The 22133-nt window shown below is 63.8% G+C and carries 19 protein-coding genes; 9 read left to right on the top strand and 10 right to left on the bottom strand.

What is annotated here, in order from left to right:
• Entirely contained in the window at positions 1-2085 is a 2085-nt protein-coding gene (locus NKI97_RS13705) for a hydantoinase/oxoprolinase family protein (protein WP_352449596.1), read from the bottom strand.
• A gap of 218 nt (positions 2086-2303) precedes the next feature.
• On the opposite strand from NKI97_RS13705, the gene NKI97_RS13700 reads away from it, so the two are divergent.
• The 5 genes from NKI97_RS13700 (at position 2304) to NKI97_RS13680 (ending at position 8652) form a co-directional block, all read left to right on the top strand.
• On the top strand, positions 2304-3131 hold the full coding sequence (locus NKI97_RS13700; protein ID WP_352449597.1) for a ferredoxin--NADP reductase: 828 nt from the start codon (positions 2304-2306) through the stop codon (positions 3129-3131).
• A gap of 163 nt (positions 3132-3294) precedes the next feature.
• Positions 3295-4344: a deoxyribose-phosphate aldolase gene (gene deoC / locus NKI97_RS13695; protein ID WP_352834646.1), complete on the top strand. Its 1050-nt coding sequence runs from the start codon at positions 3295-3297 to the stop codon at positions 4342-4344.
• Between the two features lie 13 nt (positions 4345-4357).
• Complete coding sequence (locus NKI97_RS13690; protein ID WP_352449599.1) at positions 4358-6730, top strand: aldehyde dehydrogenase family protein; 2373 nt, start codon at positions 4358-4360, stop codon at positions 6728-6730.
• Between the two features lie 178 nt (positions 6731-6908).
• Complete coding sequence (locus NKI97_RS13685; RefSeq protein ID WP_254815741.1) at positions 6909-7640, top strand: SDR family oxidoreductase; 732 nt, start codon at positions 6909-6911, stop codon at positions 7638-7640.
• A gap of 166 nt (positions 7641-7806) precedes the next feature.
• The gene (locus NKI97_RS13680) at positions 7807-8652 is read left to right on the top strand and encodes a fumarylacetoacetate hydrolase family protein (protein WP_352449600.1); all 846 of its coding nucleotides are present in this window, start codon (positions 7807-7809) and stop codon (positions 8650-8652) included.
• A gap of 209 nt (positions 8653-8861) precedes the next feature.
• On the opposite strand, the gene NKI97_RS13675 is transcribed toward NKI97_RS13680, so the two are convergent.
• From NKI97_RS13675 to NKI97_RS13645, 7 genes are all read right to left on the bottom strand, one after another.
• Entirely contained in the window at positions 8862-9860 is a 999-nt protein-coding gene (locus NKI97_RS13675) for an ABC transporter ATP-binding protein (RefSeq protein ID WP_352834643.1), read from the bottom strand.
• A 15-nt stretch (positions 9861-9875) separates the two neighbouring features.
• Entirely contained in the window at positions 9876-10931 is a 1056-nt protein-coding gene (locus tag NKI97_RS13670; RefSeq protein ID WP_352449602.1) for a Gfo/Idh/MocA family protein, read from the bottom strand.
• A gap of 1 nt (position 10932) precedes the next feature.
• Positions 10933-11400 carry a DUF4304 domain-containing protein gene (locus NKI97_RS13665; RefSeq protein WP_352449603.1) on the bottom strand — a complete coding sequence of 156 codons (468 nt, stop codon included), beginning with the start codon at positions 11398-11400 and terminating at the stop codon, positions 10933-10935.
• Positions 11397-12236: a carbohydrate ABC transporter permease gene (locus NKI97_RS13660; RefSeq protein WP_352449604.1), complete on the bottom strand. Its 840-nt coding sequence runs from the start codon at positions 12234-12236 to the stop codon at positions 11397-11399. Before NKI97_RS13660 ends, NKI97_RS13665 begins: the two co-directional genes overlap by 4 nt.
• An 8-nt stretch (positions 12237-12244) precedes the next feature.
• Positions 12245-13168: a carbohydrate ABC transporter permease gene (locus tag NKI97_RS13655; protein ID WP_352449605.1), complete on the bottom strand. Its 924-nt coding sequence runs from the start codon at positions 13166-13168 to the stop codon at positions 12245-12247.
• A gap of 240 nt (positions 13169-13408) precedes the next feature.
• Positions 13409-14668: an ABC transporter substrate-binding protein gene (locus NKI97_RS13650; RefSeq protein WP_352449606.1), complete on the bottom strand. Its 1260-nt coding sequence runs from the start codon at positions 14666-14668 to the stop codon at positions 13409-13411.
• A gap of 2 nt (positions 14669-14670) precedes the next feature.
• Positions 14671-15630 carry an N-acetylmuramic acid 6-phosphate etherase gene (locus tag NKI97_RS13645; RefSeq protein ID WP_352834638.1) on the bottom strand — a complete coding sequence of 320 codons (960 nt, stop codon included), beginning with the start codon at positions 15628-15630 and terminating at the stop codon, positions 14671-14673.
• 199 nt (positions 15631-15829) lie between these two features.
• On the opposite strand from NKI97_RS13645, the gene NKI97_RS13640 reads away from it, so the two are divergent.
• From NKI97_RS13640 to nagA, 4 genes are read left to right on the top strand one after another with little or no spacing between them, the layout of a single operon-like run.
• Positions 15830-16711, top strand: a complete 882-nt coding sequence (locus tag NKI97_RS13640; RefSeq protein WP_352449608.1) for a glucosamine kinase nucleotide-binding domain-containing protein — start codon at positions 15830-15832, stop codon at positions 16709-16711.
• Positions 16708-17490 carry a GntR family transcriptional regulator gene (locus NKI97_RS13635; RefSeq protein WP_352449609.1) on the top strand — a complete coding sequence of 261 codons (783 nt, stop codon included), beginning with the start codon at positions 16708-16710 and terminating at the stop codon, positions 17488-17490. The genes NKI97_RS13640 and NKI97_RS13635 overlap by 4 nt, the downstream gene beginning before the upstream one ends.
• The gene (locus tag NKI97_RS13630; RefSeq protein ID WP_352449610.1) at positions 17487-18518 is read left to right on the top strand and encodes an SIS domain-containing protein; all 1032 of its coding nucleotides are present in this window, start codon (positions 17487-17489) and stop codon (positions 18516-18518) included. Before NKI97_RS13635 ends, NKI97_RS13630 begins: the two co-directional genes overlap by 4 nt.
• Positions 18515-19687 (top strand): N-acetylglucosamine-6-phosphate deacetylase, encoded by a 1173-nt coding sequence (nagA, locus tag NKI97_RS13625; RefSeq protein ID WP_352449611.1) that lies wholly within the window; start codon positions 18515-18517, stop codon positions 19685-19687. The genes NKI97_RS13630 and nagA overlap by 4 nt, the downstream gene beginning before the upstream one ends.
• A 2-nt stretch (positions 19688-19689) precedes the next feature.
• On the opposite strand, the gene NKI97_RS13620 is transcribed toward nagA, so the two are convergent.
• Positions 19690-21213, bottom strand: a complete 1524-nt coding sequence (locus NKI97_RS13620) for a malonate--CoA ligase (protein WP_352449612.1) — start codon at positions 21211-21213, stop codon at positions 19690-19692.
• Between the two features lie 40 nt (positions 21214-21253).
• A complete protein-coding gene (gene rpe / locus NKI97_RS13615) occupies positions 21254-21931 on the bottom strand; it encodes a ribulose-phosphate 3-epimerase (RefSeq protein ID WP_352449613.1) in 678 nt (225 codons plus the stop codon).
• Between the last annotated feature and the right edge of the window lie 202 nt (positions 21932-22133).

Here is a 22133-nt window from a genome sequence, read left to right as displayed (position 1 = left end):
TCAGGCCTCGCCGATATCGATGATGATGTTGCCGTCGGCATCCGATCGCGCCCGGTCGCCGGGCTCCAGCACAGTCGTCGCGTCCATCTGTTCGAGGATCGCCGGACCTTCGATTGTTGCGTCGAGCGGCAACTTCTCTCTGCTGTAGACCGGCGTGTCGTACCAGCGCCCGCCATACCAGACAGGCCGGATCTCGCGCCGCGCCTCTTCGAGCGTTTTGGCGCGCCCAGCCGGGTCGATCAGCCGGGACAGATCGATTGCCGGCCGCACGCCGGTGACCGAGGTGTTGAGGTTGACCAGATTGGCGCGGATTTCCGGCAACTGGACCTTGAAGCGGGCGAAATAGGCCTTCTCGAACAGGTGCTGCAGTCCCTCGCGTGTCACCGCAGACGACGGCAGCGGCACGTTGATGATATGCGTCTGGCCGACGAACTGCATGTCGGCGGAATGCGTGACGCGGATCATTTCCGGCTTCACCGCCTCCTTGCCGATCAGCTCCTCGCCTTCGTTTCGGTGCCGTTCCAATGTCTCATGGAGCTGGGTTTCATCGAGACTGGGCACCGACTGATTGACCGTGTTGACGAAATCATGGCGCAGATCGGCGACGACGCAGCCGAGAGCATTGGTGATGCCTGGCCGCGCCGGCACCAGCACTTTCGGCAGGCCTAGTTCGCGCGCCAGTGCCGTCGCATGCAGCGGCCCGGCGCCGCCGAAGGCGAACAGCGCGAAATCGCGCGGGTCGTGGCCGCGCGACACCGAGACCATGCGGATGGCGCCGGCCATCTTCACGTTGCCGAGCCGCAGCACCGCACCCGCCGCCTCGACGCCGGACAAGCCTGTGGCGCGGCCGATCCTGTCCTCGAATATGCCGGTGACCCGTTCGACGGTGACCGGGTTTTCCACCGCGAGCAGCTTCTTCGGCGCCAGCCTGCCGAGCACCAGATTGGCGTCGGTGATGGTCGGCTCCAAGCCGCCGCGTCCGTAGCATATCGGGCCGGGATTGGCGCCGGCGCTTTCCGGGCCGATCTGGATCAGGCCTGCCGCATCGACGTGGGCGATCGAGCCGCCGCCGGCGCCGACCGTATGCACCGCCACCATCGGCACGTGGATCGGCATCGCATACTCGATCTCGATCTCGTTCGACACCGCCGGCTCGGCGTTGCGGATCAGCGCCACGTCGGTCGAGGTGCCGCCCATGTCATAGGTGACCAGGTTTTCGAAGCCGGCGCGTTTTCCCGTATAGGCGGCAGCAATGACGCCGGAAGCGGGGCCGGACATGACAGTCTTGGCCGACTCACGTGTGACAAAGCGGGCCGAGATCATGCCGCCATTGCCGTTCATGATCAGGAAGTCGCGGGCGTAGCCTTTTGACGCCAGCTCCTTGCGCAGCCGCTCGACATAGCGTTCGAGGATCGGTTGCACCGAGGCGTTGACCGAAGCGGTGACGCCGCGCTCGAATTCGCGCGCTTCCGAAAGCAGCGCATGGCCTGTCGTGATGTAGCCGTTCGGCCAAAGCTCGGCCGCGATCTCGGCGGCACGCCGCTCATGCCTCGGGTTGGCGTAGGAATGCAGGAAATGGATGACGAGGGATTCGCAGCCGGCCGCGATCAGTTGTGAAATCGCTGCCCGCATCTCGGCCTCGTCGAGCGGGATGCGCACCGCGCCCGAGGCCTCGACCCGCTCCGACACTTCGAGCCGCAGATTGCGCGGAATGATCGGCACGAACGTGCCTGTCATGCCATAGGCTTGCGGCCGTGTCCGCCGGCCAAGCTCGATAACGTCACGAAAGCCGCGCGTGGTGATCATGCCGGTCTTGGCCAGCCGGCGCTCCAGGACCGCGTTGGTGGTGGTCGTCGTGCCGTGCACGATGAGGTCGATGCCGTCGACCGGAAATCCGGTGGCGCCAAGCGCCGAAACGACACCGAACGCCTGGTTGTCGACTGTCGTCGGGGTCTTGGCGATGTGCACCCGGCCGCCGTCACGGCCGTCGATCAGAAGCAGGTCGGTAAAGGTGCCGCCGACATCGATACCGGCGACGACGCTGCCCGTCGAATCCAGAGCTTGCGCCGAAAAATTCTGTCCCATTGTCGAAACCCGAAATGCCCGAACTGCCTACATGCCTTAGTTTGGAAAGCTGTTTTACGGCGGCGTCTTGACGCAAATATCGTTTGTATACTAATAAATTCCGGACACAAGAGCTTACCGCTTCGGAGTGTGCAAACGGCACGCTGGAATCTGACCGGTTCGGGCGCGCAGGTGAGGATTTGGCGCGGCCGCTGAGCTGGCCCGGAAGGTTAGGTTTGATGAACACCACATCCGCGTTCAACACTGCTGGCGCCCGGCCGTTGCAGTTCCCGATACCGGCCAATGTCTATGCCGAAACCGTCGTCTCGGTGAAGCATTATACCGACCGGCTGTTTTCGTTCCGCATCACCCGGCCGCAATCGCTGCGCTTCCGTTCCGGCGAGTTCGTCATGATCGGCCTGCCCAATGCCGAGAAGCCGGTGTTCCGCGCCTATTCGATCGCCAGCCCTGCCTGGGACGACGAACTCGAATTCTTCTCGATCAAAGTGCCGGACGGCCCGCTCACTTCGGAGCTGCAGAAGATCGAGATCGGCGACACCGTTATCATGCGGCAGAAGTCGACCGGCACGCTGGTGGTCGACGCGCTGACGCCGGCCAAGCGCCTGTTCATGATCTCGACAGGCACCGGCATCGCGCCCTTCGCCAGCCTGCTGCGCGATCCCGATACCTATGAGAAGTTCGAGCAGGTTATCCTGACCCATACCTGCCGCGACAATGCCGAGCTCACCTACGGCCAGGAGCTGGTGGCCGCACTGGAGAACGACCCGCTGATCGGCGAACTGACCGGCGGCCGCGTCACGCTCTACAATTCGACGACGCGCGAGACCTCCGAGCGCATGGGCCGCATTACCGCGCTGATCGGCTCGGGCAAATTCTACAGCGATCTCGACATCGACAAGCTCAATCCCGAGACCGACCGCATCATGATCTGCGGCTCGATGCATATGCTCAAGGACGTCAAGGAACTGGCCGAAAGCCTCGGCTTCCAGGAAGGCTCGCTGCACCATCCGGCAAGCTTCGTCGTCGAGCGCGCCTTCGTCGGCTGAGACGCGGCAGTTCAGAGTCTACTGGTTTGCGAACCTGATTTTGACCATACGGTCAAAAATCGGCTGCCTTGACTGTCTTTTTCCGCTATGACCGCTTGAAGGACTCGTGAAGCGCTGCTTCACGGTCTATCTTCGGCATAACTCGCTGAACAAGGGGCAGGAGATGAGCAGCACAATCCGCGAAACCGATCTCGGCACGTCCAAGATCACGCCGCTGCCGGCGCGCGCCGCGGCCAATGCACCAATCCCGCAAGCCCATGGCATTGCTCGCAATCCCGGCATGAGGCTCGATCTCGGCTTCATGGAATCGATGCGCGGCGTCAACCGCTCGGCGCTGGAACGCCGCGTCGCCAGCCTGACCAAAAGACGCTCGATCAAGGCCGATAACCAGGCCGCCTGGCTGCTGCGCGCCGTCGCCTGCATGGACCTGACGACGCTGAACTCGAACGACACGGAAGAGCGCGTGCGCCGGCTTTGTGCCAAGGCGGTCAACCCGTTCCGTCGCGACATTGCCGAGGGGCTCGGCATTACTGGTGAAAAGATCCGCCCGGCGGCGGTCTGCGTCTATCATCCCTTCGTCGCCACTGCCGTCGACGCGCTGCGCGGCAGCGGCGTCCATGTCGCCGCCGTTTCCACGGCTTTCCCGCATGGCCTTGCACCGCTTTCGACACGTCTGCAGGAGATCGAAGCATCGGTAAGGGACGGCGCCGACGAGATCGACGTCGTCATCCCGCGCGGCCTGGTATTCGGGGCGAAATGGCAGGAGCTCTATAACGAGATTGTCTCGATGCGCGCCGCTTGCGGCGAGGCCCATCTGAAGGTGATCCTCGGCACCGGCGACCTCGCGACGCTGCGCAACGTCATGCTCGCCTCGATGGTGGCAATGATGGCGGGTGCAGATTTCATCAAGACCTCGACCGGCAAGGAAAGCGTCAACGCGACGCTGCCGGTCGGCCTTGCCATGGTGCGCGCCATCCGCGCCTATTTCGAGGAAACCGGCTATCTCATCGGCTTCAAGCCGGCCGGCGGCATTTCCACGGCAAAAGCCTCGCTCGACTGGCTGGTGCTGATGAAGGAAGAGCTGGGCCGGCCGTGGCTGGAGCCGGAGCTGTTCCGCTTCGGAGCATCGAGCCTTTTGACCGATATCGAGCGCCAGCTCGAGCATCATCTGACCGGCCACTACTCGGCCAATCATCGCCACGCGATGGCGTGATTCGGAGCGCGCCATGAACATTCTCGAACGCTATCACGCCATGGAATACGGCCCGGCGCCGGAGGCGCGCAGCGAGGCCGATGCGTGGCTTGCCGCGTGGGATTTCGGCAAAGCGCTGTTTATCGGCGGCGACTGGAAGGCAGCCAGCGGAGGCAAAACCTTCGACACCAGCGATCCGTCCTCGAGAAAGCTGCTGGCCAAGGTGTCGGATGCCGGTGCCGCCGATATCGACGCGGCGGTTTCGGCCGCCACAAAAGCGCTGCCGAAATGGAGCGCCAGCACTGGTTATCAACGCGCCAAAGTGCTCTACGCCATCGGCCGCGCCATGCAGCGCCACCAACGGCTGTTCGCGGTGCTGGAATCGATCGACAATGGCAAGCCGATCCGCGAAAGCCGCGACATCGACGTGCCGCTGGCCATCCGCCATTTCATCCATCATGCCGGCTGGGCGCAAGCGCTGGACAGGGATTTTCCAGGCCATAAGGGGGTCGGCGTCGTCGGCCAGATCATCCCGTGGAACTTCCCGCTCTTGATGCTGGCCTGGAAGATCGCGCCGGCGCTCGCCGCCGGCTGCACCGTGGTGCTGAAGCCAGCCGAATTCACGCCGCTCACCGCGATCCTGTTCGCCGAGATCTGTGAACGATCTGGCGTGCCGAAGGGCGTCGTCAACATCGTCCAGGGCGGGCCGGAAGCGGGTGGGGCAATCGTCAATCATCCCGGCATCCAGAAGATTGCCTTCACCGGTTCGTCCGAGGTCGGCAAGATCATCCGCAAAGCCACCGCCGGTTCGGGCAAGAAACTGTCGCTGGAGCTTGGCGGCAAGTCGGCATTCGTCGTTTTCGAGGATGCCGACCTCGACAGCGCCGTCGAGGGTCTGGTCGACGGTATCTGGTTCAACCAAGGCCAGGTGTGCTGTGCCGGCTCGCGCCTTCTGGTGCAGGAAGGCATCGCCGATGCCTTCATCGCCAAGGTCAAGACGCGGATGAGCCGGCTGCGCGTCGGCAGCCCGCTCGACAAGAACACCGATATCGGCCCGCTGGTCGACTTGACTCAGCTCGATCGCGTCAAGGGCCTGATCGCCGAGGGCGCCAAGCAGGGCGCGATCTGCTGGCAGCCGGACTCGGCGCTGCCCTCCTCGGGCTATTACCATCTGCCAACGCTGGCGACAGGTGTTTCGCCGGCTAACATTCTGGCACAGGAAGAGGTGTTCGGGCCGGTGCTCGCCACCATGACCTTTCGCAACACCGAGGAAGCGGTCGAGCTCGCCAACAACACGCGCTATGGCCTGGCTGCTTCGGTGTGGAGCGAGAACATCAATCTTGCCCTGCACGTCGCGCCGCAATTGAAGGCCGGCGTCGTCTGGGTCAACGGCACCAATATGTTCGACGCCTCCTGCGGCTTCGGCGGCTACCGCGAGAGCGGCTTTGGCCGCGAAGGCGGGCGCGAGGGCATGTTCGAATATCTCTCGGCAAAACTGCCGCTCGGCCCGATCATCAAACCGGCAACGTCTTCGGCGCAACCTGTCGAGCAGGCCGAAGGCGATGCCATCGACCGCACGGCAAAGCTGTTCATCGGCGGCAAGCAGGTCCGGCCGGACGGCAATTATTCCTTCGCCGTCGCCACCGCCAAGGGCAAGCTTGCCAGCGAGGTCGGTCTCGGCAACCGCAAGGATATCCGCGACGCCGTCGCGGCCGCGCGCGCCTGCAAGGCCTGGCCGGAGGCGACCGCCCACAACCGCAGCCAAGTGCTCTACTACCTGGGCGAAAATCTGTCCGGCCGCGCCGACGAGTTTGCCGCCCGTTTGACCCAGCTCACCGGCGCGACCGCCAAGGCGGCGCGTGACGAGGTCGAGCTGTCGATCGAGCGCCTGTTCCTCTATGCCGGCTTGGCCGACAAATTCGAGGGCCGCGTCCACCAGCCGCCGGCCCGCGCCGTCACGCTGGCACTGCACGAACCGGTCGGGGTCGTCGGTATCGTCGCGTCGGACAACGCGCCTCTGCTTGGCCTGATCTCGCTGGTGGCGCCGGCGCTTGCCATGGGCAACACCGTAGTCGCAGTGCCATCCGAAAAATACCCGCTGCTTGCCACCGACCTCTACCAGGTCATCGAATATTCCGACGTTCCGGCAGGCGCCATCAATATCGTCACCGGCCGTAGCGCCGAGCTTGCCGGCGTATTGGCCAAGCATGACGATGTCGACGGGCTCTGGGTGTTCGCCGACGCCGAGACTTGCGCCAAGGCCGAGGCCGAGTCCATCGGCAATCTCAAACGCGTCTGGACCGGCAACGGCCACAGCCTCGACTGGCCCTCGAACGAAGCAGCCGGCGATGCCTTGCTGCGCCGTGCGATCGAGGTCAAGAACGTCTGGGTGCCCTACGGCGACTGAGTGTCCCGGAGGGACGTCCGGGCTTGACGGGCCAACAAATGTTCTTTACCGAGAAAAAACATTTGGTTGGCAGGGCGAATATCGAAACAGGCGGGATGGTACTGCCCGGCTGGCACATTGCGCCCCGGCCTTGTGCCGGTAAAAAGCCGAACGATCACAGACGGGCGAGGAGAGAAGCATGGCGGATCTGACAGGCAAGATCGTTGTCGTCACGGCGGCGGCGCAAGGCATCGGCCGGGCAAGTGCGCTGGCTTTCGCCAAGGCCGGCGCGGTCGTCCATGCCACCGACATCAACGAGGTGGTGCTCGCCGACCTCGGCAAGACGCCCGGTATCAAGACCCGCAAGCTCGACGTGCTGAACGACGAGGCGGTGAACGCCGCTTTTGCCGAGATCGGCGCCGTGGACGTGCTGTTCAATTGCGCCGGCTTCGTCCATTCCGGCTCGATCCTCGAGATGAAGGACGGCGATCTCGACTTTGCCTATGATCTCAATGTCCGCTCGATGATCCGCACCATCCGCGCCGTGCTGCCCGGCATGCTGGAGCGCGGCGACGGCTCGATCATCAACATGGCATCGCTGGCCAGTTCGACCAAGGGCGTGCCGAACCGCTTCGTATATGGCCTAACCAAGGCAGCCGTCATCGGCCTGACCAAGTCGGTCGCCGCCGACTATGTCGGCAAGGGCATACGCTGCAATGCGATCTGTCCGGGCACGGTCGAAAGCCCGTCGCTGCAGGACCGCATGCATGCGCAGGGCGACTACGAAGCAGCTCGCGCCGCCTTCATCGCCCGCCAGCCGATGGGCCGGCTCGGCACGCCCGAGGAAATCGCCGATCTCGCCGTCTATCTGGCCGGCGCCACCTATACGTCGGGGCAAGCTTATAATATCGACGGTGGCTGGTCGATCTAAGAGGCCATTTGAAAACCCTACTCCGCCGGGCGCCTGACGCGGCTTTCTGCGCTTCCGGTGCTCACGTACTTTAAGTACGCTCCGCTCCGGTTCTCGAAACCCACGCCATTCGCCGCAGCGGAGCGAGTTTGCAAACGGCCTCTGGTCGCAACTGGGAGAAAACTGCATGAAACTGCTGCGCTATGGCGAGGCGGGGAGCGAACGCCCCGGCCTGCTCGATGCCGATGGAACGATCCGCGACCTCTCCGCCCATGTCACCGACATTGCCGGCAAGGCACTTGACCCGGCATCGCTCGAGACATTGTCGAAGCTCGACACGAAGACGCTGCCGGCGGTTTCCGGCAAGCCGCGGATCGGCGCCTGCGTCGCCGGCACCGGCAAATTCATCTGCATCGGTCTCAACTATTCCGACCACGCCGCCGAAACCGGCGCCACCGTGCCGCCGGAGCCGATCATCTTCATGAAGGCAAGCTCGGCTATTGTCGGGCCGAACGACGACGTGCTGATCCCGCGCGGCTCGGTGAAGACCGACTGGGAGGTCGAGCTCGGCGTGGTGATCGGCAAGACTGCAAAGTATGTCACCGAGGCCGAGGCGCTGGATTATGTCGCCGGCTATTGCGTCGCGCACGACGTCTCCGAGCGCGCCTTCCAGGCCGAGCGCCAGGGCCAGTGGACCAAGGGCAAGTCCTGCGACACGTTCGGGCCGATCGGCCCGTGGCTGGTGACCAAGGACGAGGTCAAGGACCCGCAGAACATCCCGATGTGGCTGACGGTCAACGGCAAGACGATGCAGAACGGCTCGACCAAGACCATGGTCTTCGGCGTCGCTTATCTCGTCTCCTATCTCAGCCAGTTCATGTCGCTGCACCCGGGCGACATCATCTCGACCGGCACGCCGCCCGGCGTCGGCCTCGGCATGAAGCCGCCGGTCTTCCTGAAGCCCGGCGACGTGGTCGAGCTCGGTATCGAGGGGCTGGGCATCCAGAAGCAGACGTTCAAGGCGGATGCGTAGGCGCTCTTCCTTCTCCCCTTGTGGGAGAAGGTGGATCGGCGCGCAGCGCCGAGACGGATGAGGGGTGCTGGAAGAAACGCGACGAGAAAACATCGAAGGATTTCCGTCGCTTACGCCTTCAGCGTAGCGATCGTCCAACACCCCTCATCCGACCGAGCTTCGCTCGGCCACCTTCTCCCACAAGGGGAGAAGGGGAGTCGGCGCCTGCGCTACTTCAGCACCTTCCCATCGGCTCCAAACCGGTATGTCTTTGCCGGATCCGGCGTCGCATAGAGCGTGGCACCAGGTTCGGCGTTATAGACGCCGAAGATGCGCGCTGTGATCAAGCCGGCCTTCTCGCAGTCGAGATAGAGGTTGGTGTCGGCGCCAAGGTGCTCGGCATGGACGACCGTGCCTTTCCAGGCGCCGGATCTGGGATCGACCGTCAAATGTTCGGGACGGACGCCGATGGTCTTTGCCGTTTCGCCAAGCCTGGCGCCGTCGACGAAATTCATCTTCGGTGAGCCGATGAAGCCGGCGACGAATTCATTTGCCGGCGAATTGTAAAGCTCCATCGGTCCGCCGATCTGCTCGATCTTTCCCGCGTTCAGCACGACGATCTTGTCGGCCAGCGTCATCGCCTCGACCTGGTCGTGGGTGACATAGATCATCGTGGCCTTCAGCCGGCGATGCAATTGCGCGATCTCCAGCCTGGTGTTGACGCGCAGCGCGGCATCGAGGTTGGACAGGGGCTCGTCGAACAGAAAAAGCTTGGGCTCGCGCACCACGGCGCGGCCGATGGCGACGCGCTGGCGCTGACCGCCGGAAAGCTCGGCCGGCCGCCTCGAGAGGTAGGGCTCCAGCGACAGCATCGACGAGGCGATGCCGATGCGGCGGTCGATCTCGGCCGCCGGCGTGCCCGCCTGCTTGAGGCCGAGGCCCATGTTGTTCTTCACCGTCAGATGCGGATAGAGCGCATAGGTCTGGAACACCATGGCGATACCGCGCTTGGCCGGCGGCGTTGCGGAGACGTCCGCACCGTCGATCACCACGCGGCCCGAGGTCGAGTCCTCCAGCCCGGCAATGACCCTGAGCAGCGTCGACTTCCCGCAGCCAGATGGACCGACGAAGACGACGAACTCGCCATCCGTCACCTCGAGGTTGATGCCCTTCAGCACCTCGACCGGCCCGAAGGCCTTTTTCACGTTCTCGATGTTCAGCGAGCCCACGGCGTCGTCCCTGTTCTAGAGTTTCACGGCGAGGCCGCTGCGCACGCTCTCGTCTGCGGCAAGGCAGACGGCGAGCGACTTCACCGCGTCGTCCATGTGACGGGTCAAGTCCAGATCCTCGCGGACCGCCTTCAGCACAAACGCCTGTTCCAGGTCGCAAAGGTCCTGATGGCCGGGCTCGCCTTGCATCGACAGCATCTCGTCCGGTTTGGCGAATTTGCCGTCGGCTCCGGTCGCCGCGCTGTGCAGGCGGATGGTCGAGGTCTTGGTGTGGGTGTCGATGTCGTCGGACCTGACACCCTCCTTCATGACGATCGACACGCAGCCATTGGGCGAGATCACGTCTTTCACGAAGAAAGCCGTCTCCGAAATCATCGGCCCCCAGCCGGCCTCGTACCAGCCGACCGAACCGTCGTCGAACAGCACCTGCAGATGACCGTAATTGTACATCGACGGCGCGATCTCGTCGCTCAGCCTCAGTCCCATGCCGCGCACCTCGACTGGTCTGGCGTCGGTGATCTGCAGCATCACGTCGAGATAATGCACGCCGCAGTCGACGATCGGCGACGTCGTCTGCATCAGCTGCTTGTGCGTCTCCCAGGTATGTCCGGAGGATTGCTGGTTGAGGTTCATGCGGAACACGTAAGGGCCGCCGAGCTTCCGCGCCTCGGCAATCAGCCTGATCCAGGACGGATGGTGGCGCAGGATATAGCCGATCACCAGTTTTTTGCCGTTGGCCTTGGCGGCGGCGACGACGCGCTCTGCATCTGCGACGGTGGTTGCCAGCGGCTTTTCGAGGAAGACGTGGCAGCCGGCCTCGAACGCCTTGACGGCATAGTCAGCATGGCTGTCGGAATAGGTGGCGATGCAGGCGACATCGGGCTTTTCGTCGCGTAGCGCCTCGTCGAAGGAACGCCGGATGGCGTAGGTCGAAAGCCCTTCCGGCAGCGGCACATCGGAGCGGTTGACCAGCGCGGCGATCTGGAATCCCGGATTGGTGTGATACGCCAACGCATGGCTGCGCCCCATATTGCCGAGGCCGGCGATGACAACGCGAAGGGGTTGGTCCATTTCAGTTTGCCTTTAGTAGAGCGCGGGCTTTCAGGTCCATCCTAATACTCGATCCATACTCACTGGCGATCTGCAGAGCAGCCTTTTCGCTTTCACAACGTGCCAGAAGTCCGAACCCGTATGTATCGACTCCCTCTTTGATCAGAGAAGACCTCCGGTCGTCCGGCAACGGACGGTCCAGATCCAGCGCCTCGGTGAATGCCTTGGATTGCTCGCTAACCATCAGGGAGTTGACACGCCAGATGATATGACAGTTGTATTCCTTCGGTCGACGCTCGATCCCGAACCGAGTCAGCCAGACAGCTGCATTGAGATAGAACTGCGGTCCCCAGGCAGACTTCTGAAGGTTAAGCAGACAGACCGTTTCCGGCCATTCGCGATAATAGTTTGTGTTGCGAACGCCGCGGAATCTGTGGCGGGTTGCCGACTCGGTGAGGCCTCGAATGATCGCGTCCCGACCCTCACTCACTTGACGGCCCCCGAAGTGATGCCGCGGATCAGCTGCCGCGAGAAGATGACGTAGAGGATCAGCACCGGCATGATCGCCAGCGACAGTGCCGCCAGGATGGCGTTCCAGTTGGTGACGAACTGGCCGAGGAACAATTGCGCGCCGAGCGTCACTGTCTTGGTCTCCTCCGACGGCGCCAGGATCAGCGGGAACCACAGATCGTTCCAGATCGGGATCATGGTGAAGACCGCGACCGTCGCCATCGATGGGCGCACCAGCGGCAGCACCAGCCGGAAAAAGATGGTGTATTCGGACAGGCCGTCGATCCTGCCCGCATTCTTCAGATCGTCCGAGACCTGCTTCATGAATTCCGACAGGATGAAGACGGCAAGCGGCAGGCCCTGCGCCGTGTAGACCAGGATCAGCGCCGTCAGCGTGTTGACCAGCCCGCTCGCCACCATCAATTGCAGGATGGCGACGGTGGCAAGGCGGATCGGGATCATGATGCCGAGCGCCAGATAGAGCCCCATCAGCGAATTGCCGCGGAAGCGGTATTCCGACAGCGAGAAAGCCGCCATGGCGCCGAACAAAAGCACGAAGAACAGCGAGGCGACGGTGACGACAAGGCTGTTCTGGAAATAGTGGATGAAATCGCCCTGGCCGATCACCGTCGTGTAGCCGATCAGGTCGAAGGTACCTGGCGTCGGCGGCGTCAGCGGCGCGCCGAAAATCCCTGCGCGTGATTTGAACGAATTCATGATCACGAGGATGACCGGAAACAGCGCGATTGCGGTGTAGGTCAGAAGGATCGCATGCGCGCCGATGGTGCGGGGCAGCGAGCGGGTTGCCGTGCTCATGTGGCGCCTCAGAACTGGTAGCGACGCAGGCGCGTCTGCACGAGGAACAGGTAGACGCAGACGCCGCCCAGGATGATCAGGAACATCATCGTGGCGATCGCCGCGCCCATGTTGGGATCGCCGACCTGCAGCTGGAAACCGAAGAAGGCGCGGTAGAGGAAGGTGCCGAGAATATCGGTTGAATAGTTCGGCCCGGCCAGCGCCCCTTGCGCGGTGTAGATCAGGTCGAAAGCGTTGAAATTGCCGACGAAGGTCAGGATCGAGATGATGCCGATCGACGGCAGGATGAGCGGCAGCTTGATCTTCCAGAACTGCGCCATCCCGGTGATGCCGTCGCATTCGGCTGCTTCGATCACCTCTTCGGGAATGGACAGCAGTGCCGCATAGATCAGCATCATTGGGATGCCGACGAACTGCCAGACCGAGATCAGGCTGAGCGCGGTCAGCGCATATTGCGCCTTGCCGAGCCAGGGCGTGAACAGGCTTTTCAGGCCGACCAGGTCCATCATATGCGGCGCCACGCCCCATAGCGGCGACAGAATCAGCTTCCAGGCGAAGCCGACAATGACGAAGGACAGGATCGTCGGCACGAAGATCGCCGTGCGGTAGAAGGCGGAAAACCGCAGCCTAGGGCTGGACAGAAGTGCGGCCAAAAGGACGCCGATCGGGTTCTGCACCAGCATGTGGATGATGAAGAACCAGACATTGTTCCTGAGCGCGTTCCAGAAATTGACCGACCAGTTGGGATCACCGAACAGCATGCGGAAATTTTCCAGTCCGACGAAGACCTGCGACTGATTGATGTTGCGGAACAGCGACAGCTGCAGCGTGCCGGCCAGCGGCAGGATCATGATCGCCGTATAGACCAGCACTGCCGGCGCCAGGAAAACGCCGATATGCCAACGGAACGGTCTTTTCGGTGCTGCGGCCATGCGTTCGGTCCCCGCCGATCAGGTCTTGCTATTGCCGTCAAAGGGCGCGGCGCCTCCCTCCCCCTCGAGGGGAGGGTGCCTCGCAAAGCGAGGCGGGTGGGGTCGGCAGAGGCAGCGCGCCATCGTCGTTCGACCGTGCTTTCCAGCAGCGATCAAGCCGCAGCCTGCCTCGACCGACCCCCTCTGTCGCCTTCGGCGACATCTCCCCCTCGAGGGGGGAGACAACGCTTCGCCGCGCTCTTACTTCGCCGGCTTGTACCAGCTATCGAGGCCGTCCTGCAGCTTCTTGGCGGCAGCTTCCGGCGTGTCGGTGCCGTTGATGACGTTGGCCGATTCAACCCACGTCTCGTTTTCAAGGTTCGGCGTGCCGCGCGACAGGATCTGGTAGGTCGAGCGGATCGTCGACTTGCACTTGCCGCGCCAGGAGACGAATTCCTGGGCCAGCGGGTCTTCCATCTTCACCGGGGTGTTGTTCAGGCTGAAGAAGCCCGGCAGCGCGTTGGCGTAGATGGTGGCAAAATCAGGCGAGGCCACCCAGGACAGGAAGGTCTTGGCCGCATCCGCGTTCTTCGAGGCAGCATTGAGGCCCATGCCGATGTCGGTGTGGTCGGAGATGTAGCAGGTGTCGCCGGCCTTCTGCACCGGCGGCGGGAAGGCGCCCATCTTGAACTGCGCCTGCGTGTTGAAAAGGCCGATCTCCCACGAACCGGCCGGGTAGATGGCGGCGCGGCCGAGCGTGAACAGGTTCTGGCTGTCCGGATAGGTCTGCGCCTCGAAGCCGTCGCCGAGATAGTCCTTCCACTTGGCCAGTTCCTTGAAGGGCTCGACCCACTGCGGATCGGTCAGCTTCTGCTCGCCCTTGATCAGCGCCAGGCGGCCTTCCTCGCCCTTCCAGTAGTTCGGGCCGATGTTCTGGTAGCCCATGGTCGCCGCTTCCCAGAGGTCCTTGGTGCCCATCGCCATCGGGATGTAGGTGCCGTCGGCCTTGATCTTGTCGAGCGCGGCGAAGAATTCGTCGCGCGTCTCCGGCACCTTGATGCCGAGCTTGTCGAAGGCGTCCTTGTTGTAGATGAAGCCATGGATGACGGAGGCCATCGGCACGCAGAAACTCGACTTGCCGTCGTCGGTCTGCCAGGCGGCCTTGGCGACGTCGGAGAAGTTCTCCATGCCGGGCAGGGTCGAGATGTCGGCGAGGTTGCCCTTCTTGAAGAGCTCCAGCGACTTGTCGAACGGGCGGCAGGTGATCAGGTCGCCGGCCGAGCCGGCGGCGAGCTTGGCGCCGAGGGCGGCGTCATATTCGGTTGGCGCCGACGGCGCGAACACCACCTTGATGCCCGGGTTCTTGGCTTCGAAGGCCGGGATCAGCTTGTCCTTCCAGATGGCAAGGTCGTCGCCGCGCCAGCTTTCGATGTTGAGCGTTACGTCGTCGGCATAAGCCACCCCGGCGGAGCCGAGAATGCTGGTGCCGAGAAGAAGTGCCGTCAGTAGCTTCGTTGTCATGCTCAGTCTCCCTGTTGACCTTTTTCAGGTTCGGTTTTGATGAGAACAGAGGCATTGCGCCCCTTGCTCCCCTCGATCGCGGAAAGGGCCGGCCGCAGCTTGTGGCCGGTCCCTTCCAATATCTTCTCGGCTGCATCGGCGCTGGCGGCGCCGGCGGCGAGCAGAATAGCGGTCTTGACGACGCCGCCGCTCCTTTCGAGCAGGCGTGCCGCCTCGTCCTTGTCGCGCCCGCTGACGGCGGCGACGATGCGTGCGGCGCGGTCGCGCAGCTTGATGTTGTCGGCCATGAGGTTGACCATGTAGCCGTCAAGGACATGGCCGAGATGGATGGCGGCGAGCGTCGACAGCATGTTGAGCGCGATCTTCTGGGCGGTGCCTGCGCCCATGCGCGTTGAGCCGGCAATCAGCTCCGGTGGCGTTTCGAGCAGGATGGCGATGTCGGCCAGCCGCAACAGCGGCGCATCCCTGTTGTTGGCGATGGCAATGGTCGCCGCACCGCGGCGTCTGGCGTCCTCGATCGCCCTGACTGCATAAGGTGTCGAGCCGCTGGCCGAGACGGCGATCAGGCAGTCGTCCTTGCGGATGAGGGCGGCAGCAACTGCTGCCGAAGCTTCCTCGGTGTCGTCCTCCGGCCCGCCGGCCAGTGTCTTGAAGGCCTCGTCGCCGCCGGCGATCAGGATGGCGATGCGGTCGCGTTGGATGCCGAAAGTGCCCGGCAGCTCAAGCGCATCGGCCAGTGCCATCAGGCCCGAACTGCCGGCAGCCGCATAGGCGAGCTTGCCGCCGCTTTTCAGTCTGCTTGCGATGATTTCGGCTGCCGCGGCAATAGCGGGAATGGCGCCGTGCACGGCCTTGGCGGCCTCGATCTGTGCGTTGGCCAAAGAGGAAAGGATGGCTTCCGGGGCCTGGATATCCAGTCCCTCGGCATTCTGGTGAAGCGCTTCGGTGCGCGTTTCGGCCATCCGCTTTCCTCCAATCGAGAAAACCATACCAAAAAAATACCACTTGTCCACACGCATTAATGAAATCCTTGCGGCGGTGCAGGCTTGCGAACGAAATTGGCTGATTTTCCAACAAACTACGTCTTAACTTTTTTGAAACGGAAATTAATCCTTGGCTATTGGTATTTTATTGGTATTATCCGCCCGGAGGAGAAATCGCGTGAAATTCGTGCTCGGCATCGATGGCGGCGGCACCAGCTGCAGGGCGGCCCTTGCAACGGCCGACGGCAGCGTCCTCGGCCGCGCCAAAAGCGGTGCCGCCAACATCCGAACCGATCTCACCGGCGCCAGGACGAACATCGTCGACGCAGCGCAGCAGGCCTTTGTCGCCGCGGGCAGGGATCCCGCACTGATCCCGCAAACTCCGGCCGTTCTCGGTCTTGCCGGCGCCAATGTCGGCACCTACCGGCAGCAACTCGAAGCGATCCTGCCGTTTCGCATCAGCCGTGTCGAGACCGACGCCGAGATCGCGCTGGAAGGCGCGGTTGGCTCCGGCGACGGCGCCATGGCCATACTCGGCACCGGCACCGCTTATATGGCACGCAAACAAGGCAAGTCGCGCGCCATCGGTGGCTGGGGTTTTCAGGTCGGCGACCAGGGCAGCGGCGCCCGTATCGGCCGCGACCTGCTCGAGCAGACGCTGCTCGCCTATGACGGCATCCGCCAGGGATCGCCGCTGACGCAGGCCATGCTCACCATTTTCCGCAACAATCCCGAGAATCTGGTCGAATTCACCACCAACGCCAAGCCCGGCGATTTCGGCGGCTTCGCGCCCAAGGTGTTCGAACATGCCGAAAAAGGCGACGCCGTCGCTGTCTGGATCCTCGACAAGGCGGTCGCCGATGTCGAGGCAGCGCTTGGCGTGCTCGACCTCGGCGGCGACGATCCGCTCTGCCTGCTCGGCGGGCTGGCGCCGCTTTATGCGCCGCGCCTGTCGGCCCGCTACCGGGCGCTGCTGAAACCGCCGCTCGACGACGCGCTGGGCGGCGCGGTGCAGATGGCGGTTCGGATTTTCGCAAACACGGCGGAGGCAGCTCGATGAGTGAGGCCGCCGACCAGATATTCGCGGCGCTGAAACAATCGTCGCAGAGTGGCGCGCCGCTCTATCTGCAGCTCAGGAAGAGCATCGAGGATGCGGTCAAACGCGGGCTGATCGGACCTGGCGATGCGCTGCCTTCCGAGCGCGACATCGCTAGCAAGGCCGACATTTCGCGCGTCACCGTGCGCAAGGCGGTACAGGACCTGGTCAAGGGCGGCATCCTCGTCCAGCGCCATGGTTCCGGTACCTTCGTTGCGCCACGTATGGAGCGCGTCGAGCAGTCGCTGTCGATGCTGACCTCGTTTACCGAAGACATGGCGCGGCGCGGCATGGCGGTGCGTTCGGCTTGGCTCGACCGCGGCCTCTATCCGCCGTCGCCCGACGAGATGATGGTGCTCGGCCTGGCGTCGAACGAATTGGTGGCGCGCGTGGCGCGCCTTCGTATCGCCAACGACACGCCGCTGGCGATCGAGCGCGCCTCGCTATCGACAAGCGTGCTGCCCGATCCGGCGGCGATTGGTTCGTCGCTCTACGCCGCGTTGGAAAAGACCGGCAACAGGCCGGTGCGGGCGGTGCAGCGCATTTCCGCCACCAATCTCGGCGATGGCGACGCACATCTGCTGGAAGTACCGTCGGGCATTGCCGGCCTGCACATCGAGCGTATCTCCTATCTGGCGAGCGGCAAGGTGATCGAGTTTACCCGCTCCATCTACAGGGGCGACGCCTATGATTTTGTCGCCGAACTCCGGCTGAGCGGGCCGGGCGAAGAGGGCCGGCCATGACCGCGACAACGACCCATATGCGGCGCGAGATCGAGGAGATCCCGGAGGCCACCGCCCGCCTGCTCGATGGCTCGGCCGCGGTGCTGACGGAAGCTGGACGCGGCATTCGCGAGCGCGATCCGAATTTCGTCGTCACCGTGGCGCGCGGCTCGTCCGACCATGCCGCAACCTTCATGAAATATGCCGTGGAGTTGACCGCCGGGCTGGCGGTTGCATCGGTCGGCCCGTCGATCGCCTCGATCTATGGCGCCAAGCTGAAGCTGGGCGGCTCGGCCTGCCTGGCGATCTCGCAGTCCGGCAAGAGCCCGGACATCGTTGCAATGGCGCAAGCGGCGAGGACCGGCGGTTCGCTGACCGTCGCCATCACCAACACCGCCGATTCGCCGCTGGCGCGGGCTTCGGACTACGCAATCGACATCCTGGCCGGACCGGAGCGCAGCGTCGCGGCGACGAAGACCTTCGTCAATTCAGCCGTCGCAGGACTCGCCTTGATGGCGCATTGCACCGGCGACGACAAACTCCTGGTGGCGCTCGCGCGCTTGCCGGAGCATTTTCGCAAGGCGATCGCCTGCGACTGGATGGCGCTGGCTGGGGCACTCGAGATGCCGAAATCGCTGTTCATTCTCGGCCGTGGCCCGTCGGCGGCGATCGCCAACGAGGCGGCGCTGAAATTCAAGGAAACCTGCGCCATGCATGCGGAAGCCTATAGTGCGGCCGAGGTCATGCACGGCCCGCTGGCGCTGGTCGGTCCCGGTTTCCCGGTGCTGGCGCTGGCTGCTCGCGATGCGTCCGAGCCATCGGTGGCCGATGCCGCCGACAGCCTGGCCGGCAAGGGCGCTGCCGTCTTTGTGACGTCGAACAAGGCAAAGAGCGCTCAGCGCCTGCCGTATGTCGCAACCGGTCATCCGCTGACCGACCCGCTGACGCTGATCGTGTCGTTCTATGGTTTCGTCGAGGCCTTTGCCCGCCATCGCGGCCTCGACCCCGACACGCCGCCCAATCTGCGCAAGGTAACGGAAACCCTATGAGCGACCGTTTTGCCCTGACTGGCGCCGGGATTTTCGATGGCGACGACTGGCACGACAATGCGGCGCTTGTCGTGCGCGACGGCCTCGTCGAGGCCATTGTTGCCGCCGGTGCCATTCCATCCGATGTTGCGCGTATCGAGACCGGCGGCGGCATGCTGGCGCCTGGCTTCGTCGATCTGCAGGTCAATGGCGGCGGCGGCGTCATGCTCAACGACCATCCGGACGTCGCCTCGATCGAGACCATCTGCCGGGCACACGCCCCCTTCGGCACGGCGGCGCTGTTGCCGACGCTGATCACCGACACGTCCGAGATCACCGCCGCGGCGGTTGCGGCCGGAGCCGAGGCGGCACGGAGGAAGGTGCCGGGGTTCCTGGGCCTGCACCTCGAAGGGCCGCATCTGTCGATCGCCCGCAAGGGCGCACATGACCCGGCTTTGATCCGGCCGATGCTAGACTCCGACCAGACGATGCTGATCGCCGCACGGAAAAACCTGCCCGTGCTGCTGACGACGGTGGCGCCCGAATCCGTCGAGCCCAGCCAGGTGTCGGCGCTTAGCAAGGCCGGCATTGTCGTCAGCATCGGCCATTCCGATATCGGCTATGCCACGGCTCGCGCCTTTGCCGAGGCCGGCGCAACGGTGGTCACCCATCTGTTCAATGCGATGAGCCAGATCGGCAATCGCGAGCCAGGGCTAGCGGGCGCCGCAATCGATACCGGCGCATTCTATGCCGGGATCATCGCCGACGGTATCCATGTCGATCCGGCCACCATGGCCATCGCCTTGCGCGCCAAGCAGGGGCCGGGCAAGATCCTGCTCGTTACCGATGCCATGGCGACGATCGGCACCGACATGACCTCGTTCACGCTGAACGGCCGCACCATCCACCGCAAGGATGGCAGGCTGACACTTGCCGACGGCACGCTGGCGGGCGCGGATCTCGACATGATTTCCGCGGTGCGCTTCATGCACCGCGTCGTCGGCCTCGACCTCGACGAAGCCTTGCGCATGGCCTCCCTCTATCCGGCGCAGGCGGTCGGCCAGTCGCACCGGTTCGGGCGCTTCGCCAACGGTACCGCGGCCAACATCGTTTCGCTGTCGGACGATCTGGACATTAAAAGCGTCTGGATCGATGGTGCCAAGGTTTTTGCAGGCAGCCCTGCTCGTTAGGGTTAGCCGGCTTTGGACGTATAGAGGTCCTTGTAGGCTTCGCGCAGCAGGTTCTTCTGCACCTTGCCCATCGTGTTGCGCGGCAGTTCGTCGACGAAGATCACCCGTTTCGGATGCTTGTACCTGGCGAGGCGCCCGGCGATGGCCTCGACGATCCCTGCGGCGCTGATGGTCGAGCCCGGCGCCCTCACCACGACAGCGGTGACGCCTTCGCCGAAATCCGGATGGGCAACGCCGATGACAGCGCTTTCGGCGACGCCAGGCAGCGCGTCGATCTCGCTCTCGACTTCCTTTGGATAGATATTGTAGCCGCCGGAAATGATCAGGTCCTTGCCGCGGCCGACGATGTGGACATAGCCGTCGGCATCGATCAGCCCGAGATCGCCGGTGATGAAGAAACCGTCGTCACGGAACTCCGCTTTGGTCTTTTCCGGCATGCGCCAGTAGCCGCAAAAGACATTGGGACCCCTCACCTCGATCATGCCGACATCGCCCTTGGCAAGTGTTTCGCCGCTCTCGGGGTCGGTGATGCGCAGGGAAACGCCGGTCACGGGAAACCCGACCGTGCCGGCACGCCGCTCGCCATCATAAGGGTTCGACGTGTTCATGTTGGTCTCGGTCATGCCGTAGCGCTCGAGGATGGCGTGGCCGGTGCGCTCTCGCCAGGCTCTGTGCGTCTCGGCCAACAGCGGCGCCGAGCCGGAAATGAACAGGCGGATGTTTTTCGCCGCTTGCCGGTTCAAACCGTCCTGCTGCAGCAGGCGGACGTAGAATGTCGGCACGCCCATCAGCACGGTGGCGCGCGGCAGCAGCGAGACGATGCGGGCCGGGTCGAATTTGGTTTCGAACAGCATCGAGGCACCGGCCATCAGGACGACATTGGTGGCGACGAAAAGGCCATGCGTGTGGAAAACCGGCAGCGCGTGAATCAGCACGTCTGCGGCAGTGAAGCGCCAGAGGTCGACCAGCACCCGCGCATTCGAGGCGAGGTTTTCGTGGCTGAGCATGGCGCCTTTCGAACGGCCGGTGGTGCCGGAGGTGTAGAGGATCGCAGCAAGGTCGTCCGGTCCGCGCGCCACGTCGTGGAAGTCCACGGCCGCCTCAGAGGCCCGATCGGTCAACGAACCCTCGCCCTTGCTGCCGAGTGTCGCGACCGCAGCGCCCGAGTCCTGCGCCAAAGCGCCGATCTCGGTCACTCGCGCCGGGTCGCAGACGATCAGTCGCGGCTCGGCATCCCTGAAGAAATACTCGAGCTCGGTCAGCGTATAGGCGGTGTTGAGCGGCAGGAAGATCGCGCCGGCACGCAGACAGGCGAGATAGAGGAAAATGGCCTCCGGGCTCTTCTCGACCTGAACGGCGACGCGGTCGCCGGCTTCGACGCCCAGCTGCGACAGCACATGTGCCAGTTGAGCGGAGCGCGCCAGCATTTCGCCATAGCTGATCGAGCGCCCGTCCTCTGCCTCCATCAAAAGGCGTCCGGGCGTGGGCATCCGGGCACGGAAAGCATCGAACAGATGGTTGCTCAAAAGTCCCCCCGAGCGGCTGTCTCCGGCCGAACGGCGGCGGTCAGCCGGCCGCCTTGTCCGCCGCTGCCCTGATTGCCTCGATGTTTGCCCGATAGGCTGCGACGCTGCCGCCCTTGAAAATGGCCGCACCGGCGACCAGCACGCTGGCGCCGGCGGCGGTGACCAGGGGCGCAGTTTCCGGCGAAATGCCGCCGTCGATCTCGATCCGGATCGGCCTGTCACCGATCAGCGCCTTCACCCGCTTCACCTTGTCTACGATCGCCGGAATGAAGGCCTGGCCGCCGAAGCCCGGATTGACCGTCATGATCAGGATAAGATCGAGCCGGTCGAGCACGTATTCGATCATCGTCTCCGGTGTCGCGGGGTTGAGCGACACGCCGGCCTTCTTGCCAAGGTTTTTGATCGTCTGCAGCGAGCGGTCGAGATGCGGCCCGGCTTCGGCGTGCACCGTGATGCCGTCGCAGCCGGCCTCGGCGAAGGCGGCCAGATAGGGGTCGGCGGGGGCGATCATCAGATGGCAGTCGAAGAAGGCCTTGGTGCGGTTGCGGATCGCCTTGATCACCGGCGGCCCGAAGGTGATGTTGGGGACGAAATGCCCGTCCATGACGTCGAGATGGATCCAGTCGGCGCCGGCGGCCGCCACCGCCTCGACCTCGTCGCCGAGCTTCGAGAAATCGGAAGCCAGCACCGATGGCGCGATCAGGGTTTTTTTGCTCATGACGCGGTCTTCCCGAACGCCTCGGTTTACGGACCCTCTGTATCGCCTGCCTAGACCATGAGTCGAGTCCGGAAAGTGGAAGCCGGTTTGTCCTTCCGCTGATGCCACGGCTTCAGGTTTTCGCTGCTCTTTCATCTGCCAGCCAAAGAAAAACCCCGCCGGATCGCTCCGGCGGGGTTTTCTTGATCGAATGATCACCCGT

It is taken from the genome of Mesorhizobium sp. M0296 (genome assembly GCF_040321675.1).
Classification (GTDB): domain Bacteria; phylum Pseudomonadota; class Alphaproteobacteria; order Rhizobiales; family Rhizobiaceae; genus Mesorhizobium.
Note: the sequence above shows the minus strand (reverse complement) of the source record. Positions and strands in the feature narration are given on the sequence as shown.

Bases quoted from the DNA above. Each gene is read 5' to 3' on its own strand.
- NKI97_RS13700 (WP_352449597.1), top strand. From the start codon at position 2,304: ATGAACACCACATCCGCGTTCAACACTGCTGGCGCCCGGCCGTTGCAG.
- NKI97_RS13630 (WP_352449610.1), top strand. From the start codon at position 17,487: ATGACCGCGACAACGACCCATATGCGGCGCGAGATCGAGGAGATCCCG.
- NKI97_RS13680 (WP_352449600.1), top strand. From the start codon at position 7,807: ATGAAACTGCTGCGCTATGGCGAGGCGGGGAGCGAACGCCCCGGCCTG.
- NKI97_RS13705 (WP_352449596.1), bottom strand. From the start codon at position 2,085: ATGGGACAGAATTTTTCGGCGCAAGCTCTGGATTCGACGGGCAGCGTC.
- NKI97_RS13660 (WP_352449604.1), bottom strand. From the start codon at position 12,236: ATGAGCACGGCAACCCGCTCGCTGCCCCGCACCATCGGCGCGCATGCG.
- rpe (WP_352449613.1), bottom strand. From the start codon at position 21,931: ATGAGCAAAAAAACCCTGATCGCGCCATCGGTGCTGGCTTCCGATTTC.
- NKI97_RS13650 (WP_352449606.1), bottom strand. From the start codon at position 14,668: ATGACAACGAAGCTACTGACGGCACTTCTTCTCGGCACCAGCATTCTC.
- NKI97_RS13670 (WP_352449602.1), bottom strand. From the start codon at position 10,931: ATGGACCAACCCCTTCGCGTTGTCATCGCCGGCCTCGGCAATATGGGG.
- NKI97_RS13635 (WP_352449609.1), top strand. From the start codon at position 16,708: ATGAGTGAGGCCGCCGACCAGATATTCGCGGCGCTGAAACAATCGTCG.
- deoC (WP_352834646.1), top strand. From the start codon at position 3,295: ATGAGCAGCACAATCCGCGAAACCGATCTCGGCACGTCCAAGATCACG.
- NKI97_RS13655 (WP_352449605.1), bottom strand. From the start codon at position 13,168: ATGGCCGCAGCACCGAAAAGACCGTTCCGTTGGCATATCGGCGTTTTC.
- NKI97_RS13645 (WP_352834638.1), bottom strand. From the start codon at position 15,630: ATGGCCGAAACGCGCACCGAAGCGCTTCACCAGAATGCCGAGGGACTG.
- nagA (WP_352449611.1), top strand. From the start codon at position 18,515: ATGAGCGACCGTTTTGCCCTGACTGGCGCCGGGATTTTCGATGGCGAC.
- NKI97_RS13685 (WP_254815741.1), top strand. From the start codon at position 6,909: ATGGCGGATCTGACAGGCAAGATCGTTGTCGTCACGGCGGCGGCGCAA.
- NKI97_RS13690 (WP_352449599.1), top strand. From the start codon at position 4,358: ATGAACATTCTCGAACGCTATCACGCCATGGAATACGGCCCGGCGCCG.